4 protein-coding genes are annotated in these 20,906 nt (G+C 34.2%); all 4 read left to right on the top strand.

Annotated features, from left to right (window positions below):
* Nucleotides 1-2: 2 nt before the first annotated feature.
* From ACHRV3_RS02195 to ACHRV3_RS02180, 4 genes are read left to right on the top strand one after another with little or no spacing between them, the layout of a single operon-like run.
* The gene (locus tag ACHRV3_RS02195) at nucleotides 3-10,931 is read left to right on the top strand and encodes an SDR family NAD(P)-dependent oxidoreductase (protein WP_395434373.1); all 10,929 of its coding nucleotides are present in this window, start codon (nucleotides 3-5) and stop codon (nucleotides 10,929-10,931) included.
* Nucleotides 10,932-18,662: an SDR family NAD(P)-dependent oxidoreductase gene (locus ACHRV3_RS02190; RefSeq protein ID WP_395434372.1), complete on the top strand. Its 7,731-nt coding sequence runs from the start codon at nucleotides 10,932-10,934 to the stop codon at nucleotides 18,660-18,662.
* A 29-nt stretch (nucleotides 18,663-18,691) separates the two neighbouring features.
* Nucleotides 18,692-19,027: a hypothetical protein gene (locus ACHRV3_RS02185; protein WP_131701552.1), complete on the top strand. Its 336-nt coding sequence runs from the start codon at nucleotides 18,692-18,694 to the stop codon at nucleotides 19,025-19,027.
* A gap of 22 nt (nucleotides 19,028-19,049) precedes the next feature.
* Nucleotides 19,050-20,852: a cytochrome P450 gene (locus ACHRV3_RS02180; RefSeq protein ID WP_395434370.1), complete on the top strand. Its 1,803-nt coding sequence runs from the start codon at nucleotides 19,050-19,052 to the stop codon at nucleotides 20,850-20,852.
* The last annotated feature ends 54 nt before the right edge of the window (nucleotides 20,853-20,906 follow it).

Below are 20,906 nucleotides of genomic sequence, written 5' to 3'. Positions count from 1 at the left end.
GCATGAAATTCAAGATTATATATACAGGAAAAGAATCATTCTTTCAATATTTTAAAGTCAACGGAAAGAAAACATTACCATTATCAGCTTATATCGAAATGATAAGAGTAGCAGGGAGTAAAGTAAATAATGGAGAAATTAATGCCATACGAAACTTTAAATGGAATCAGCCTATTGTAATAGAAAATGAACCACTAGTACTTCATATTGAATTTAAGGAACAAAATGAAGGATTTTCGTTTGAATTCTATCAGGATAATGATGACTTTCATAAAACAATATATGCACAAGGAGATTTATTAAAGGTATCTGAAAAAATACCTGCAAAGATTGAATTAGAGCATTTAATAGGCATAACACCAGAGTTATACAAAGAAGCGTTCTACAAAAAGTTAGTAAAGAATTTAGCAGAATATACAAATGAATTGCAGAGTATTCATTCTGTATTTCAAATTGAAAATCAGGTTTGGTCCAGAGTTATTCCTAAAAAGGAAGAAGAGCCGTATGTGTTGCCCTTAAATATAGTAGAAAGCGCTTTTCAGACCTTAAATGGACAAAAAGAGAATATTTCAAGAATAGAAAGCATTGAGGCAATGTATATATATGGCGATATTACGAATACGCATTGGTGCCAGACAATTAAAGAAGAAAGTAAAGAGGATTCTTTTACGGTTAATTTACTTAGTGCTGAAGGGGAGATTCTTTTTGTATTTGAAGGAGTGAAATTGCTTCCGGATGACAGTGCTTTAGAATTGCAATATTTTGAAGAAAAATGGGAAGAGACTAAACGGATAACTCAGGAAAAAAATCCTTTTCAGGAAAAGAAAATTTTATGTTTGGGTGATGATACGGATTTGCTTTTTGACTTTAAAAAGGCCTTAACAAAACAAAATGCAGAAGTTATTCATGTTTCAGCTATGGATGATATCGATGAATCTTTTGATTACGTCTTTATATTTCCAAACCGTTCTTTGGTAGCTCAGGACAGTGAAAATGGATCTTATGGAAAAGAAGAAGAATTTGTTTTTATCTGTTTAAAAAAACTAGTAGAATTAAAAAATAATAATTTTCAGATTCACATTATTCTAAACCAAACACAGCAGGTTTTCTCTACCGATACAGTTCAGGAAAAAGGAGCTGGAATCTTCGGTTTAGTCGGTACAGTAGCTGCAGAAATGCCTACCTGGAATTTTAGAGTAGTTGATATCAATGAGAATGAACCCATAGATTTTGAAGAATTAGCTATTAAAATAGTACAAACGAGTGAGACTTTAGTGGCTTATAGAAACGGAAGTTTTTATAAAAAACTATTAAGCCCAATAGCCACATTACCAACAGTATCTTATTCTAACAGAATTAGAAAAAATGGAACTTATGTAATTCTTGGAGGAGCTGGTGGTTTAGGTAAAATCAGTACAGAATACCTGATTAATAAATATAATGCCAAAGTATACTGGTTAGGAAGAAGAGCATCAGACCAAACAGTAGAAGCTGGTATAGAGCAGTTTTCAGGCTATGAAAGGAAACCCGTTTATATACAATGCGACGCAAATAAAGTAGAAGATATAAGAGCGGCTTTTGAGCAAATAAAATCTGGTGGAGAAGTTATAAATGGTGTCATTCATTCAGCTTTAGTGTTAGAAGATAAACCATTTTATGCGATGAGTTTTTCTGACTTTACCAAAGCCTTTGCTCCAAAATCAACAGCAGTTCAAAATTTGGTTCAGGTATGCGGGAATGAGTTGTTGGATTTTATGTGTTTCTATTCCTCTATTCAAGGGTTTTTTAATGGTCCCGGACAAGCCAATTATGCAGCAGGTTGTACTTATAAAAATACCTTAGCAAAAGTAGTTGAACAAAAATATAAGATACCTGCATATACAATTAACTGGGGGTATTGGGGGCATATTGGTGTGGCTTCAGACTCCAAATATGCAGATCGAATGGATCAAATGGGGATAGGGAGCATTGAAGCAAAAGAGGGAATGGCCGCCTTAGAGAAAATTCTGGATGGCGAACTAAAGGAAATATATGCAGTTAAGTTTTCTAAAAAACCGATTGCAAAAAGTTTAGCCTCGAGAATAAAAAAAGCCCGTTCAGTAAATAAAATTACCGAAGAGAAAACCCTGATAAATCAATTTGAGTTAGAGACTGCAGATACAGAAGAACATCAAAATATTGTATTAGACAAAGTACAAAAAATAGCAGCGTCTTTAATCAAGCTTCCTCAGGAAGAGTTTGATTTAGACGAACCATTCGCGGCAATGGGTTATGATTCTATTCTGAGTAATCAACTTAGTGACTACATAAATAAAGAACTGAGTATCGATATTCAACCAACGGATTTATTTAATTATCCTAGTATTCGATCTTTAGTACAATATATTATCGAAAATAAAGAGGGTTGGAAACACAAGATTATAAAAGACAAGAATGTAAATACAGCTGTCGTTAAAGAGGAAGAGAATATAAAATATCTACCACAAGAGGAACAAAAAGATACAGACGATATAGCAATTGTTGGTATGAGTGGAGCTTATGCAGGAACATCAAATCTGGAAGAATATTGGGAAGCTCTAAAAGGAGGAGAAAATTTGATAAGAGAAACTCCAATAGAAAGATGGGATAGCACACTTCATTACAGCCCTATTAAAGGTGAAGAAGATAAAACCTATAGTAAATGGGGTGGTTTTATGGATAATATAGACAAGTTTGATGCTGGGTTTTTTAAAATATCAGGCATAGAAGCTGAAAATATGGATCCGCAACAGCGCTTGTTCTTAGAACATTGTTGGCATGCATTAGAAGACGCAAATTTAACTCAAGACCATTTAGACGGTAAGCAAGTAGGAGTTTATGCAGGAGTAGGTAATAGCGATTATATTCAGAATCCTAAAAACAAGCACGTGTCTGTTTTTTGGGGTATGGATAATTCAATTCTTGCAGCCAGAATTTCTTATTATCTAAACCTTAGAGGACCTGCCTTAGCAATTGATTCAGCGTGTTCGTCATCATTAGTAGCATTAGAAGCAGCTTGTAGAAACCTGCAAACCGGCCATATTGATATGGGGATTTGTGGAGGCGTAAGTCTCGCAGCCACGCCACTATTTCATAAAATGGCAAGTAAAGCTTCAATGTTAAGCGAAAATGGGCAATGTTTTACATTTGATTATAGAGCAAATGGATTTGTACCGGGTGAAGGTGTAGGCGTAGTGGTGGTTAAACGCTTAAAAGACGCGCTAAGAGATGGAGATAGTATTCATGCAGTGATTAAGGGAATTCTAACGAATCAAGATGGAGCAACCAACGGCATTTTGGCACCAAGTGCACCATCACAAGAAGCTTTAGAAAAACAAGTGTATGAAAAATTTCAGATAAATCCGGAAACGATAAGTTATGTAGAAGCACATGGTACAGGAACTAAATTAGGAGATCCCATAGAGGTTGAAGCTCTTACTAAAGCTTTTAGATCCAAAACACAAAAAAGGAATTACTGTGGTATTGGGAGCGTAAAGACCAATATTGGGCATACACTTCATGCAGCAGGATTAGCAGGATTGCAAAAAGTGATTTTGTCAATGCAACATAAACAAATTCCGCCTTCTTTGAATTATCAAAGAAATAATGAATTTATCGATTTTGAGAACAGCCCTTTTTATGTAAATACAGCCCTTAAATCTTGGGATAACTACATAGGTGGTAAAAGAAGAGCGGCTATTAGCAGTTTTGGATTTAGTGGCACTAATGCACACGCAATTATTGAAGAATACATTCCTGCCGTTTCAGAAAAAGAACAAGAAATAAATGGTAAAGTAATCCTTGTACTATCTGCAAAAGACAGAAATAGTCTGGAGAGATATTGTAAAAAAGTAGTATTGTTTGTTCAGGATAACTCCAATGTATCATTAAATTCTTTAGCATTTACATTTCAGGTTGGACGTACAGCAATGGAAGAGCGCTTTGCATGTGTTGCGCAGGATCATGATGAATTAATAATGAAGTTGAAAAACTTTTTAAATCCAGAGGGTGAGAAATCCGGAGCCTTAAATTATTATGCAAATAATATAAGAGTTCAGGAGAATACGACTATGAAAGGTATTTCGGGGAAAGCATTTGTAGAAAGTGCAATTAAACACGCTGAATTAGAAACTGTAGCTGAATTATGGACACAAGGAGTAAGAATTGATTGGGAGTTATTTTACAATCAAAAAATAAAGAAAATTAAAATCCCATCATATCCATTCGAGAGAGATCGTTACTGGATTGAAGAAATAGAAAAACAGACAGAAAAAACTTCAAAAATACATCCCTTACTTCATCAAAATAGTTCCACCATTAAGGAACAGAAATTTGAAAGTAATTTTAGTGGTGATGAGTATTTTATAAAAGAGCACATTGTTAACGGTTCTGGTTTATTTCCCGGAGCTGCCTATATAGAAATGGCACTGCAAGCCGGAAAAATCAGTGCGAATGATATGATAAATGAATTATATGATATTACGTGGCAAGAACCTTTAAGAAATAATGATAAAGGAATGGAGCTTAATACGGTGATCTCAGAAATTACAAGTTCAGAATATCAATATCAAATATATTCAATTCATAAAGAGAAAAAAAGCATACATAGCTCAGGTAAATTGCGAAAACAATCTGCTAATACTACACCTTCAAAGCAATTAGATGTAGCTGAAATAATAGCCGGTTTACCACAAATTAAAAGCAAAAAAGAAGTTTACGAGCATTTTAGTGATCTGGGATTTGATTATGGAAGAAACTTTCAAGGAATTGAAAATATCAGCTATTCTCAGGATAAAGCAGTTGTTGAATTGACATTCAAAAAGCAGGATCAATTTGTTTTAGAACCGGGCCTATTAGATAGTATATTTCAATGTACGATAGGGCTTTCATTAGAAGGAAAAACAAATACAGTTTATGTTCCATATAGCATACAGAGGATTAGTATCTATAAAGAAATACCTCTTAAAGCTTGGTGTTTAGTGGAGCAGGTTGCAACAAAATCCAGCACATCCGGTATTCGAAAATACAATATGATTTTAGCGAATAGCTTGGGAGAAATTATCTTAAAGTTAGACGAATTTACGCTATTGCCATTAGAAAATATTCTTGCAGATAAAAAGGAAAGTGAAGAAGATAAGAAAGAAGGAATTCGATATTTTAATACGGTATGGAAAAATGTTGCCCCGCAAATAAGTAAGCGTAAAGAAAATAAACAATTGGTTTATTTGGCAGGATTTGACCGTACAATAAAAGAAAAAATAAAGAACAATAGTCCGGAGGTTAGGTTACTGGAAGATAGTGAAGATCCAAAAAATGGATTTCAGGTTATCTTTAAGAAACTCAAACAAATTGTAGAAGCAAAGGAAGAAGTACAGCTTACTATCGTCATAGAAAACAATAGCTATAAGCAATATGGTCATTTGGGAGCATTACTTCAATCTGCTCAATTAGAGTATTCTAAAATATTGGGAAAAGTGATAGTTCTGGATGATGCATCTAAAAAGAGTATAGAAGAAATTCTTGAAATTGTAGCATCAGAAAGTAAGTTAGAAGCCCCGGAGGTTCGGTATATAAACGGACAGCGAGAAGAAAAAATTCTAGAGGTTTTAACGCCGCAAAAACAAACTCCAGAGATAAAAATCAAGGAGGGAGGAGTGTATTGGATAACTGGAGGAATGGGCGGTTTAGGACAAATATTCTTGGAGCATATTTTAAAAACTAAGGATACGAAAGTAATTCTTACCGGCAGAAGTAGTAGTAACGATGCTTATAATAAAATTGTAAACTCCTATTCTAATGTGTTATATAATTCTTGTGATATCGCTGATAAAGAAGCTGTAACACTACAGTTTCAAAGAATAAAACAACAATTTGGTACTATAGATGGAATTATACATAGTGCGGGAATTATTAAAGATAGTTTGATAATTCATAAAAGTGCGGAAGAGGCAGAGGAAGTATTAAAACCTAAAATCGATGGGATCCTATTTTTAGATGAAGTTACTAAAAATGAAAAGTTAGATTTTTTTGTAAGTTTTTCTGCTTTAGCGGCAGTAAAGGGAAATCAGGGGCAAAGTGATTACGCTTCTGCCAATGCTTTTATGGACAATTTTATGGCTCATAGAAGAACAAAATACGAGCAAAAGACAAGATTTGGTAAAAGTATAAGTATCAATTGGCCGCTATGGGAAAATGGGGGAATGAAAATGTCCGAAGAACAAAAACAATATATAAAAAATCAGACAGGTATGCTACCAATGCCTAATGAGACAGGTACAAATAGTTTTGATTTTATACTATCTGGCGAACAGAGCCAGGTAATACCGGTATATGGTTTATTAGAAAGAATTGAAATACAAAAACAGGGTAATAAGGAGGTTGTAAAGGAAGTTAATGAGAAGAAAATCAAAGAATACAAGCAAGAGGAGTTAAAAGTATTTATTACATCTTATCTAATAGATCTTTTATCAACAGAATTTAAGTTGCCCAAAGAGCGATTTGAAGCCCATAAATATTTTGAAGATTTCGGAATAGATTCCATTAGTATCACGAAGTTAACAAACACATTTGATGCGGTTTTTAATGATATTCCAAGAACCTTATTTTTTGAATACCAATCACTTCAAGAATTGATTGGCTATTTTCTGGAAAATCAACAAGAAGCGATACAAGAATTGTTGTTAAAAAATGAAGATCCAGTATCTCTTGAAGAAGTAGATAATGAAACATTTATAAGTGAAGGTATTGAAGAGAGAAATCAAGATTCAGATCAATCTGTAATAGAAGATAATCCAAAATCTCAAGATGACTTTTCAGCGGTCAGAAATGCGGACAATGAAGATAAAATAGCAATTATAGGTTTAGCAGGAAAGTATCCTGGTGCAAATAATGTACAAGAGTTTTGGGAAAATCTAAAACAAGGAAAAGACAGTATTACCGAAATTCCAAGTGATCGATGGGATATGACCAGTTTTTATGATGAAGAAAAAGGTAAATCAGGTACAAGTTATAGTAAATGGGGAGGTTTTATAGAAGACGTAAACAAGTTTGACCCGTTATTTTTTAAGATATCCCCTCGTGAAGCTGAAATAATGGAGCCCCAAGAACGATTGTTTTTACAAACGGCATGGGAAACTATAGAAGATGCTGGTTATACAAGAGAACAATTAGGACGGTCCACCCAAACAAATGAAATGACTGGCAATGTAGGTGTTTTTGTGGGAGTTATGTATGAAGAATATCAATTATATGGTATAGAAGAACAGCATAAAGGCAATCAGATTCATCTTGTGGGTAACCCAAGTAGTATAGCAAATCGAGTTTCCTATTTCTTTAATTTTCATGGGCCAAGTATGGCTTTAGATACGATGTGCTCGTCCTCAATAACTGCAGTAGAACTTGCATGCCAAAGTATTATGAATGGTGATTGTAAGGCAGCAATTGCAGGGGGAGTAAACGTAAGCATTCATCCTAATAAATATTTGCTTTTAAGTAAAGCAGGATTTGCATCAAGTACAGGGCGTTGTAAAAGTTTTGGAGAAGGAGGAGACGGATATGTTCCGTCTGAAGGAGTTGGAGCTGTCTTGCTAAAGAAATTATCAGATGCGGAACGTGATGGAGATCACATTTATGGAGTTATCAGAGGAGCATCTTTAAATCATGGAGGGAAAACGAATGGATATACAGTACCGAATCCTAAAGCTCAAACTTCGGTAATTAAAAGAGCCATGGAAAAAGCAAACCTCAAAGCAGATCAAATCTCCTATATCGAAGCACATGGTACAGGAACAAGTTTGGGAGATCCGATAGAAGTTGCGAGTCTGAAAAAAGCATTTCAGGTAGAAGAGGAAGAGTATATCTGTAAGATAGGTTCTGTAAAATCTAATATAGGACACTGTGAATCTGCAGCGGGAATATCCGGAATAACAAAAGTGCTGTTGCAATTGAAGAATCAGCAATTAGTGCCCTCTATTCATGCCGAGAAACAAAACCCTAATATTAATTTTAATGATACTCCATTTAGAGTACAAAAAACATTAGAACCATGGAACACAGACGGAAAAGCAAGAATAGCAGGTATTAGTAGTTTTGGTGCAGGTGGTAGTAATGCTCATTTGATTATTGAAGAATATAATAAGCAAGAGAAGCAACAAAATTATGACCAACCAATACCCATATGGGTCCTATCTGCAAAATCAGAAAAACAGCTCAGGGAATATGCAGAGAAGCTATTGCATTTTATAAAAAATCAAGAAAAACTTTTGCCGGAAGAAGTGGCATATACCTTACAAGTAGGAAGAGAAGCAATGTCACACCGACTCGCTTTTTATGCTACAACTACAGAGGAAGCTACAGCTCAGTTAAACGCCTATCTGGAGGGAGTTTTATTAGATTATTATTGCAGGATTACAGACCCGGAAGCTTCAACAATGGAAGATATAACAGCTACAGAAATCAAAAATTTATGGAAAAATAGAGATGCAAGAGTATTAGAATTATGGTCTTTGGGAAGAAATATAGAGTGGTCTGCCTACTATAATAAAAAGCAATTACCGCAAAAGGTAAGTTTGCCTACCTATCCTTTTGAAAAAAAATATTGTTGGTTCTCTAAAACTGATAAAACAAATGAAAATGGAGTAACATTAAATGGAGTAGATGATTTACATCCGATGCTTCATATAAACAAATCTGATTTGGACGGAATTAAATTTCATAGTGATTTTTCAGGAAATGAAACCTTCTTAAAAGACCATTTAGTAAATTCTGAAAAACTATTTCCGGGAGTTGCTTATATAGAACTGGCCAGAAAAGCTTTAGAAGAAGTAACACATCAAGAGGTATTACAGCTCAAAGAGATTACTTGGTTGAAGCCGTTAAAAGTGGAGGATAAAAGTACAGAAGTAACCACTCTTGTAACAAAAGATAAAAACGAGATTTTAGTTCAAATATCGAGCAAAGAAGAAGGAAAAAGTATAACGCATGCGGAGATAAAATTAGGCAGAGAAGATTTAAAACAAGGCTCGCGATATGATATTTCGGTTTTAAAAGAGCGTATGCAAGGCGAGAGAGAAGGCGAAGCATGTTATGAAGCTTTTAAAACGGTAGGCTTAGAATATGGTGATAGTTTTCAAGGGATCAAAAAAATGTATTTCAATGAAAATGAATCATTAGTTAGTATTCATTTACCGGCATGGGAAGGAGTTATCTTAAATCCGGGTGTTATAGATGCAGCATTACAAGCAACCATAGGAGTAGATTTTAATAACAAACAAGGAGGCTTACAATTGCCATACAGTCTTCAGGCGGTAGATATTTATTCTAAAGATTTATCAAGAGCTTCTTGGTGTTATGTACAAAAAAATAAAGAAAAAAGTAGAGTACACAAATATTCCATGCAAATACTGGATCAAGATGGGAATGTATTGATCGGAATGAGAGATTTTGTATCGATTCCATTAAGTCCAGAAACAAAAACGACTCAAGAAAATAAAGAGGAGTCTATCGGGATTTATTATGAATCGATATGGGAGGAAATATCTTTTGAAAAATCGGCGATAGTTCCGCATAAAAAGAATGCTTTTATAGGAGCCAAAAACGAATATACGGCAGCATTAGAAAAAGAAATACAAACCAATGGCGGAAGTGTAAATTGGTATAAAAATGCAACTGATGTTCCGCAAGACATTACATCTGTTTATTTCCTGCAAGGGATATGGGATGCCGATGATAAAAATGAGGTACTTGAGCAGATTGATAAAATAGAAGTAAACGTCTTCAAGAATATTAAAGCATTACAAAAAAGAAGTGCTGAAAAGCTAGAGGTTGTATTTGTAACTAAGCAAACACAAAAAGTAACCTTTTCTGATATTGTTACAGAAAAAGGTGCCGGTATTCTTGGATTAGTTGGTTCTTTAGTAAAGGAAGAAATGAATTGGAGTTTTAAAAGTGTAGATGTTTCGCATCCTAATGATATGAAGCGCATTCTGGATACGCCCCATTCTAAAATGGGAGAATCCTTAGCAATCAGAAATCTCGATTTATATCAAAATATACTCATACCAGTAGAAGATAAGATAGAAAAACAATATTCTAAACTTAGAAAAGGCGGCGTATATGTGATTTTAGGAGGAGCCGGTGGTTTAGGAAAAGTAACCACTTCATACCTGGTAAAAGAGTACCAAGCCAAAGTGTATTGGTTAGGAAGAAGAGAACAAGATGCTGCTATTACAGCAGCAATTGAGGAAATAGGGCAATATGGAGTATACCCAACTTATATTCAATGCGATGCAGACAATAGGTTAAGTATGCAATCGGCCTATACGCAAATCAAACTTACATCCGAAGAAATCAATGGAATTTTTCACTCCGCTATTGTACTTAATGATAAGATAGTAGCCAATATGAGTGAAGAAGATTTCACAAAATCATTCTATCCAAAATCAGTTGGAAGTCAATATTTGATAGAAACTTTTAGTCAGGAAGAACTGGACTTTATTTGTTTTTATTCTTCAGCTCAAAGTTTTTTCAGAGCTGCCGGTCAATCTAATTACTCGGCAGGATGTACTTATAAAGACAGTTTAGCAAAACAAGTACAGCAAAAATCAGGAATCCCAACCTATGTAATTCATTGGGGATATTGGGGGAATACAGGTATTGTTTCTTCTAAAGACTATGAACAACGCATGCAGCAAATGGGAATAGGAAGTATTACTGAAGAGGAGGGAATGCAATCGTTAGAAAAAGTTTTTGCACAAAAAAAAGGCCAACTTTTCGTAATGAAATTTTTAAATGATGCTGTAATTAAGAGAATGAACATTTTTCAATTAAAAAAGAGAAAAATTCTACCTCCAAAAGAGGCGACAATAGAACTTAAAAGGATAAAAATAACTTCTCCAAAACAAATCTTAAATTAAATGACTACCATAAAAAATAATGCCATAGAGATGCAAAGAATATGTCATAACTCATTACTCAGTATTTTGATAAATATGGGGTTTAGAAGTGGCATAGCTAATGATATAGATCTGTTAAAAATAGAATTAAAAATTGTTGACAAACATACCCGTTTGCTGGAAGAATGTATTCGTAGTTTAAAAAGCTGTGATTATCTTCAGGAAAATGAAGCAGTATTTGCCCTTACTACAAGAGCTCAGGAGGAATTAAAAGATTTTGACAGACAAGTAACATTGCAAAATATCTTTGCAGAAATGCCGGAGATGGCAGGTCATGCTAAATTATTACAAGGATGTTTAGATGGGTTACAGTCTATATTTCAAGGAAAAATAAATGCAACAGATGTAATGTTTCCAGATGGAAGTATGGAGCTGGTTTCTGGAGTTTATAAGGGCAATGAACAAGCAGATTATTTCAATGATATATTGTGCCAGGTAGTAGAAAATATTGTAGCAGATAATATCGAAAACTTAGGAGAAGGAGAAAAGTTTACCATTCTGGAAGTTGGAGCAGGTACAGGAGGAACAAGTAACCTATTGTTTCAGGTATTAAGTGCATACAAAGACAAGATAAGCTATGTATATACAGATTTGTCTAAAAGTTTTCTGTTTCATGCAGAGAAGCATTACAAGGCAATTGCACCTTATTTAGAAACGAAACTTTTTAATATCGAAAGGTCACCGGAAAATCAGGAACTAGCCTTGGGAAGTTTTGATATGGTAATTGGGGCAAATGTAGTACATGCAACAAAAAATATTAGAAAGAGTCTTCAAAATATCAAAGGAGTACTCAAGAGAAACGGGGTGTTGGTATTAAACGAAATAGCACAAAACGATATATATGCTACCCTCACATTTGGATTACTCGATGGCTGGTGGTTGTATGAAGATGCAGAAGTTAGGTTGGGGGGAAGTCCCGGTCTATCTCCAAAAGGATGGCAAAAAGTATTAACCGATACAGGATTTGTCAATACAATGAGCTACCCGGAAGACGAAGAATTGTTTCAGCAAATTATAATATCTCAAAGTGATGGAGAAATTATTTTGGCTGCCGAAGATGCTAAAGTCGAGCAAAGTTTAAAAGAAACTAAACCCGATAAGAAAGAAATAGTATCTCAAAAAGCGGTGGGGATCGCACAAGCTGTAGACAGTAAGGAGATCGCAAATTTTATAAAGAATAAATTAGCCTTAGTGCTAAAAATGGAGATTTCGGAGTTTGACGAGATAACACCAATGTCCGATTATGGAGTAGATTCAATTATAGGTTTAGAATTAATAAAGGAAATAAATGAGACATTAACAAATGCAATTCCAACTACGATTTTATTTGATTATCCTACCATAAAAGAATTCGCTAAATATTTGGCAGAAGAACATAGTTCGGCTTTTACGATACAGCCAACAGTATCAGAAAACGAAATTAAACCAGAAAAGGAAGTTCTAAGCCAACAATTAGAAACGGTAAAAAAGGAAGAGACACCATTTTTTGCCAATAAAGAAAAAGGCCAAGCACAGCGATTATGGCTGGAAAAACCTGCCACAATAGATGATATTAGCATTGTGAATTTTGATTTACCTGCAATACAACAAGAGGAGGTTTTGGTTGAGATTTCTCATTTTTCGCTCAATTTTGGGGATTTACTTTGTGTGAAAGGATTATATCCTACAATGCCTCCATATCCTTTTTCTCCGGGGTTTGAGGCTTCGGGAATTATTATAGAAAGAGGAGATAAAGTAACCAATTTCAGTATTGGAGATAGAGTAATAGTAATGACAGATGGCAGCTACGGATTGCATGGTACGCATTGTGTTGCTAATGAATTACAGTTGCTACCTATACCGGAAAATCAATCCTTTGAAGAAGCATGTGCTATTCCTACAGTAGCAATGACAATGGTTGAAGCTTTTAGGAGAGTACACGTTAAAAAAGGAGATTATATTTTGGTTCAAACCGCCACTGGTGGTATTGGGCATATTGCTATACAATTAGCCAAGCATTTAGAATTAAAGGTTATTGCTACGGCGGGGAGTACTCATAAAATTGAGTATTTAAGGGAAATAGGCGTAACGCATGCGATTAATTATCGAGAACAAGATTTTGAAGAAGCCGTAAATAGAATAACGAATGGGCAAGGAGTTACAGTAGTTGTAAATACCCTTTCGGGCGAAAATATTCAAAAAGGAATCAACTGTTTAGGAAAAAGAGGGCAATATATTGAGTTATCAATGACGGCTTTAAAATCGGCAAATCATATTGATCTGAGTAAATTTTCAAACAATCAAACCTTTATAGCCGTTGATCTAAGAAAACTGATAGGCGAAGATCGGGAATACATTGAAGGTTTATGGGCAGAATGTAAACAATATATAGAAAAAGGGATTTTAAAATCAGTGATCAGTACAGAAGTTCCTTTTGAAGACTATAAAAAAGCCTATAAAATACTTGAGGACAGAGATAATATTGGGAAAGTGATTGTCAAAGCCAATTCAGCAAGAACGACGCAGACAGAAATTCCATCAGGTAGTTTTAAAGAAATTAAACAATCCAGTCAAAACCCCAAAGCATTGGATATTGCCATAGTAGGAATGAGTGGGCAATATGGTAGTGCAAAGGATTTAAATGATTTTTGGAAAAAAATAAAAGGAGGAGAAAGTCTGATCGAAGAAGTGCCAAATGAGCGATGGAATATTGACGAACACTTCTCTGCAGATCAAGAAGTAGCGAATAAAACCTATAGTAAATGGGGAAGTTTTTTAAGAGACATAGATAAATTTGATCCCTTGTTTTTTAGAATATCAGGTAAAGAAGCCGAAGGAATGGATCCGCAACAACGGTTGTTTTTGGAACATTGCTGGAAAGCTTTTGAAGATGCCGCTATTGTAACAGATAAGCTAAATGGAGCAAAATGCGGAATATATGTAGGAGCCGGACAAGGAGATTATGTACAAACAACTAACCTGGAAAATGCAGCAATTTATTGGGGAAACAGCAGCGCAATCTTAGCTTCAAGAATATCCTATTTTCTTAATCTTAAAGGACCTGCAATTGCTATAGATACAGCATGTTCATCATCGTTGGTAGCAATAGAGATGGCCTGTAAAAGTCTGTATTATAAAGAAGTTGATATAGCACTAAGCGGTGGAGTATTTATTAATACAACACCTAGATTCTACAAATTGTCAAGCAAGGCAGGTATGCTAAGCAAAGACGGTCAATGTTATGCTTTTGATCATCGTGCCAACGGATTTGTACCAGGAGAAGGAGTTGGCGTTTTGGTACTCAAAAGATTAGAAGATGCAAAAAGAGATGGTGATTATATTCATGGTATAATCAAGGGAGTAGAAACCAATCAGGATGGAACTACTAATGGAATTTTGGCACCAAGTATGAAATCTCAGGAAGAGTTAGAAAATGAAGTATATCAAAAATATGATATTCATCCGGAGAGTATCACTTATGTAGAGGCACATGGCACAGGAACTGCTCTAGGCGATCCTATAGAATTTGAAGGATTAACACGTGCTTTTAAAAAGCAAACCACTAATACAAATTATTGCGGATTAGGAAGTGTTAAAACGAATATAGGGCATACAGTTTATGCCGCAGGAGTAGCAGGAGTACAAAAAGTACTATTGGCATTACAGGAAAAAATAATACCACCAACTTTAAATTATGAAGCAAAAAATAGTTTAATCAATTTAGAAAATAGCCCTTTTTATATAACAGATAAGATACAAGATTGGGCTTCTTCTGCAGGAACACCAAGGAGGGCAGCTGTAAGTAGTTTTGGATTTAGCGGAACAAATGCGCATTTAGTTGTAGAAGAGTATGAAAACAAACATCAAAAAAATAGTTCCAGTAAAGAGTTTGTTATACCAATATCTGCAAAAAGCGAGAAAGCGCTAGAACGTCAAATAATAAATCTGATTGATTACCTGGAACAAAAACCGGGGATTTCTATTTCTGATGTAGCTTATACATGGCAAGTAGGACGCCAACCAATGGAATTTCGTAGCGTATTTATAGCAGATTCTATAGCAGATTTTGTAAGTAAGTTAAAGAATAATAAAGGCTTAGTGAGCTCCAATGCAATTTCTGCAAAAGAAAAAGAGCAATTCAAAACTTTTTTGTCAAACGGCGCAGGAGAAGCCTATATAAAGTATGCAACAGAACATAATGAATACCAGTCTTTAGCAAATTTATGGGCAATGGGGGTAACTGTCGATTGGAATAAATTATACAGAAATAATAAAGAGCGGCCACAAAGAATAAGTTTACCTACATATGCTTTTGAAAAAGAAAGATATTGGTTAAAATCTAATACAACAATCGAATCGAATTCTGCAGTACAGAAGCTACATCCGTTGCTACACCAAAGAATAAACGTTGCCGAAGGAAATCAAAAATTTAATAGTATTTATTTAGGAGAGGAACATTTTTTCAGAGATCATATTTTTAGGAATGAAAAAATATTGCCGGGAGTAGCCTATCTGGAGATAGCCAAAACAGCTGGAGAAAAGTGTATAGAAAAAAGCATTACGCAATTCAAAAATGTGTTATGGCTTCAACCTATATGGCATCGAGATAAGGCGATACAAATTGAAACAGAAATTATAAAACAAGGAGATAGCCTTCAGTATGTTATATATAGTACTATAGCAACAGCAGGAGTTTCAGGTCATGAAAAGCAAATTCATGGGCAAGGAGAGTTAACTTCAACCGAAACCTCGGCACCTGTAAAACACGATATAGAAAAGATTAAAAAATCCCTTAGCAAGAATATTTCCAGAGATACTTTTTATGAAAAATACCAAGAAATAGGATTAGAACTAGGAGCTTCTTTTCGAGGAGTACAACACTTGTGGTTCAGTTCTTCGGAAGCAATTGCTAAGATTGAACTTCCAAAAGGAGAAGGATATGCTTTGACTCCTGGAATAATGGATAGTGCTTTACAAACTTGTATAGGAATTAACCTGGAGAAAGAAGTAACAGGTTTACTATTCCCTTTTAGCGTAGAGCAAATAGACATTTACCAGCCATTGGAAGAGAATATATGGTCTTATGTACGAAAAAGTAAGAACAACAAATCAGACGAAGTCATTAATTATGATGTAGATATTTGCAATCAGAATGGAGAAGTATTAATTGCATTTCAGAATGTATTATTTCTACCGGAAAGAAAAACTGCACCTCAAACAATACCTACTGAAGAAATACAACTTTATAAAGCTGTTTGGAAAGAAACCCCGATAAGCAATAAAAGAAATGTTGAAGTAAAGCGTAAAATAATAATCTGCGAAGCAGTACCGGAAATGGTACCACATTTTAATGAATTTTTGAATGCGGATATAGAAATGATTGAGGCTGCGTCTCCCGAAGTTTATTTTGAAAAGACTATAGCAATAATCAAGCAAGTAATAGCAAGCAAAGAAAATGTCGAAGTTACCCTTGTATACCCGGTTAATAAGCAGTTAGAAATAGAGTTTTTAAGTGCTTTATTAAAAACAGTATCATTAGAAAACTCAAAAATCATGACAAAAATGATTGGAGTAGCTATTGCGTTTACTGCATCAAATAGTGAAGCCCTTTATAAAATAATTGGCAATGAACTGGAAACAACTGATCAGGAAGTTAAATACGCTAAAGGAAACAGAAACTGTAAACAACTGGAATTAGTCAGACTTTCAAATTCTAAAGAAAAAACAGCTATTAAAAGCAATGGACTTTATGTGATTACTGGTGGAATGGGAAGCTTGGGACGCATTTTTGCAACATATATCACCAATAAAAAGGCTAAAGTCATTCTTTTAGGACGTAAAAAGCTAAATAAAAGTCAAACAGATTTTGTTGAGAGTTTACCTAATGCTACCTATATGATTTGCGATATAACAAACAGGCAAAAAGTACAAAATGCAGTTTCTAAAATTAAAAAAGAGTATGGTCAGATAAACGGAATCATTCACACAGCTGGAATTACAAGAGATAGTTTAATACCATTAAAAACAGCGGAAGAAGCAAAAAGTGTTTTTGCTCCAAAAATGGAAGGGGTAAAAAACTTAGACGAAGTATGTAAAAATGAACCGTTAGATTTTGTGATGTTGTTCTCTTCTATTGTTAGCGAACTAGGCAATATTGGGCAGTCAGATTATACTGCGGCCAATGCCTATCTTAATAATTATGCACTATACAGGGAACAAGAACGATTACTAGGCAATAGAAAAGGTAAAACGTATAGTATTGGATGGGGGTTCTGGCAAGATGGAGGTATGAGATTGCAAGAGGAGCAAATAGGGTATTTGGATACACAATGGGGAATGAAGCCAATGCCAACTGATTCAGGATTAGAGCTGTTTGAAACCATTTTAGCTACAGCTTCACAAAACCTATTAGTGGCTTATGGAGATTCAAAAAGAATGAGTACCATCATTACAAACCGATTGGTCGAAAAGAAAAAGGTGGAGAATTTAGTAGAACAAAACAGTAAAAATATTAAAGAAGAGCTTCTGGATAAGTTGCACCTATTGATTGCAGATTTGTTAAAATTAGATAAAGATAGAATAGATCGAGACAAAGACTTAGCGGTATATGGAGTAGATTCAATTTTATTAACAGAATTAAATTCGGAGTTGAATGCCTATTATGAAATTGCATTATTACCATCAGTATTCTACAATAATACGACCATAGAAAGTTTAGCTGAACATCTATTAGAAGAATACAATTTAGAGGTTCATACTAAACATCAAGATAGTAAGGAAGACTTTTTAGAAGAAGATTCGGCTAATAAAAACAATTTGTCTAATGCAAAAAGTAAAGAGCATAGTTTAAGTCAGCTGGATGTTAGCAAATTACAAAGTACTATAGAAGGATCCTCTTATTTAATTCAGTTTCATAAGATCGCACCCGAGAAGACTTCTATTTTTATCATACCGGGCGTACCGGGAATTGCCTATGGATATTATGAAGTAGCAGAGCAGTTCTCTACCTACGGGAATTGTTACGGAATCACAATGCAGGGTATTTTCGATAATAAAAAACCACTGGACAGTATAGCAAAAATGGCTGCTCACAATGTAGCGGAGATTGCCAAAATAACCCCGCCAAATTCAGAGATACATCTTGTTACTCATAGTTTTGGTGGATTAATTAGTTATGAAATGGTCAAACAGTTGCAGCTATTAGATATAGAAGTGAAACAAATATTCATGTTAGATTGTTTTCCTAATACATTATCGAGTAACGAGATGGAGAAAACGGTTTTGTTTCTTAATCTATTCCCTGAAATATTTGATAAAGTAGAAATAGAAGCATTAAAAAGTAAAGTATACAGTATACTGCAAGAAAAAAATGCTGATAGAAAAGAATTGCTATACAACTTCATTACAACAAATGGTGTGACTGTAAATCAAAACATGTTCGACAAATTATGGGATGTTTTTGATGTATCTATGAGTTGCAGCTACGAAATGGATATTCAGCACCAAGTTCCTATTACTCTGGCCAAAGTAAAAGATAAAGTAATTACAAATGAAGTATACGATTTAGGGTGGAGCCAATATTTTGAAGAGGTAGAAGTAATTGAGGTAGAAGGAGATCACTTTTCTATAATACGAGAACCTCATTGTTCTAAATGGGTTAAAGAAATAACATTTTATAAAGAAAAAAACGAACAGGTATCCTTAACCAGATAGCATAAAATAACATAAAAAAAAACGTAACAATGCTAGTATCTATAACTAAAATTAAAAGCACATCACTATTAAAATCAATGTCTCTATTCTCTGTAGAATACAGACTGAAAAAACAAATGAAAGAAGTAAAGTGTTTAAAATATAGAAGTCTAAAGCTTTTCAGGATAGTCTACACAATGACATTATGGAGAGACCATGAACATATGTTAGAATTCAGAAACAATGGAGAACATAGAAATGTGATGAAAGATATAGGTAAAATAGCAGTATATGGCGCCTATGTTTCTTATGAAACAGAAAAAAGTCCTTCATGGAAATCTGCTATAAAGGTGTTAAACGAAAAAGGAAAGAAAGTAAACTATTAACCGATTTATTAAATTATAGAATATGGAAATTGAAAAACAATTTTATCCAATTAGACTAATAAATATTAGTGAATTAAAGGATAATAAAATGATTGGTGTTAATAAAGAAAATGTAGAACTTGTAGTGGTTAATAATCACGACGGGATTAAAATATTTCAAGGACTATGTCCACACGAAAAAGAACTTCTAAGTTTCGGAGAAATTGACGAAGAGCTAAACATTGTATGTCCAGCACATCAATGGAAATTTAATTCCCTGTCAGGAGAAAATAAATGTAATCCAAAAGGCAGCCTAAAAACGTTCTATTATGAAATCGTTAATGGGGATATTTTTATTGATAAAAACGAACTTTTAGATCATAAAAGGGAGATGGAAAATGCGCCTGCGCAAAGACAAATTCGTATAAAAACATTAAAAGATTTACCGGGTCCAAAAGCAATACCTGTTTTCGGAAACTCATTAAGCTTTCTTTCCAAAATGACAAAAGTGCATTTACAATACGAAGAATGGGCAAAGCAATATGGGTCTTTTTATAAGATTAATGTTAATGGTGAAGACGGAGTAGTAATTTCGGAAGCGTCTTTTATCAAGGAAATTCTAAATCAACGACCTTATAAATACAGGCGTTTCAAAAATATCAGACCAGTATTAGAAGAGATGGATGTTCATAACCTTTTCTCAACAGAAGGAGATGAGTGGAAAAGAAGTAGAAAATACGTAACCCAGGCATTATCAAATAAAGTACTCCGATCGTTTTATCCATCGATAAAAGAAACTACTGAAGATCTCTATAATCACTGGGAGAGAACATTAGAAAAAACTTCAGAGATAGATGTGCACAAAGACATTTTTAATTACTCCTTTGATATTATATCTTATTTAGCATTTGGACAGAAAATAGGAACTGTCGGAAATGAAGAAAGCAAGATTCAGAACAATTACAAAAGAGTGATGAACATGATTCAATTTCGAATTGTGGTTCCTTTTCAGTATTGGAAATTTTTTAAACTACCTAAAGATCATAAGTTAGATAATGATCTAAAAGAAATAAAGGAAGGTATTTGGAAGTATATAAATGAAGCAAAAGAAAGGATCAGATTAAATCCGGAATTAAAAGAAAACCCAACAAACTATATTGAGGCATTACTACAAGCAACAGATGATCAAGGCGTATACCTGACAGATGAAGAGATTTATCCGAGCATATTTGGTACGCTCGTAGCAGGAGAAGATACTACTGCTAATACCATATTATGGGTACTTCATTACATCACAGATTATCCGGAAGTCCAGAAAAAAATGAGGGAAGAAATATCACTTGTTTTAGGAGATGAGAAGTTTTTGCAAGTAATGGATGATTCCAATGAGTTGGAATATGTAAATGCAGTTATTTATGAGGTGATGAGGTTAAAACCAGTAATTCCTGTTATAGCCTTAACTACAAATGAAGACTGTATTATTGGAGAATATGAAATACAAAAAGATACAGACGTATTTCTGTTATCGCACTACAGAGATCAGGAAAGTTGCCCTTTTTTAAAGAGAGAAGCATTTGACCCGGAGCGTTGGGTAGAAAGTAAGAGTATTACATTTCATACCAATCAAAGTAATCTTATTCCTTTTGGACTTGGAAAAAGAATATGTCCGGGAAAATCATTGGCAATGGTAGAAATGAAAACCATTTTGTGTATGATTTTAAAAAATTATGAAATAAGTAAATCAGACAAAGAAAATAAGGTAGAAGACCATTTTAATACAACGCTGGGACCGAGTAAATTCAGTATAAAAATAGGGCGTATAAATGCGCCGGTTGCGGTGGTATAAAAGCGAATCATTTGAATTATAAACTAAAGCCTTAGATTTTTTAAAAACTATAAA

The organism is Flavobacterium sp. FlaQc-49 (assembly GCF_044005985.1).
In the GTDB taxonomy this organism is placed as follows: Bacteria; Bacteroidota; Bacteroidia; order Flavobacteriales; family Flavobacteriaceae; genus Flavobacterium; species Flavobacterium cupriresistens.
The sequence above is the reverse complement of the archived record's forward strand: the minus strand, read 5'-3'. Positions and strand labels throughout refer to the sequence as shown.

Coding starts and splice junctions, on each gene's coding strand:
- ACHRV3_RS02195 (WP_395434373.1), top strand. CDS start 3: ATGAAATTCAAGATTATATATACAGGAAAAGAATCATTCTTTCAATAT.
- ACHRV3_RS02190 (WP_395434372.1), top strand. CDS start 10,932: ATGACTACCATAAAAAATAATGCCATAGAGATGCAAAGAATATGTCAT.
- ACHRV3_RS02185 (WP_131701552.1), top strand. CDS start 18,692: ATGCTAGTATCTATAACTAAAATTAAAAGCACATCACTATTAAAATCA.
- ACHRV3_RS02180 (WP_395434370.1), top strand. CDS start 19,050: ATGGAAATTGAAAAACAATTTTATCCAATTAGACTAATAAATATTAGT.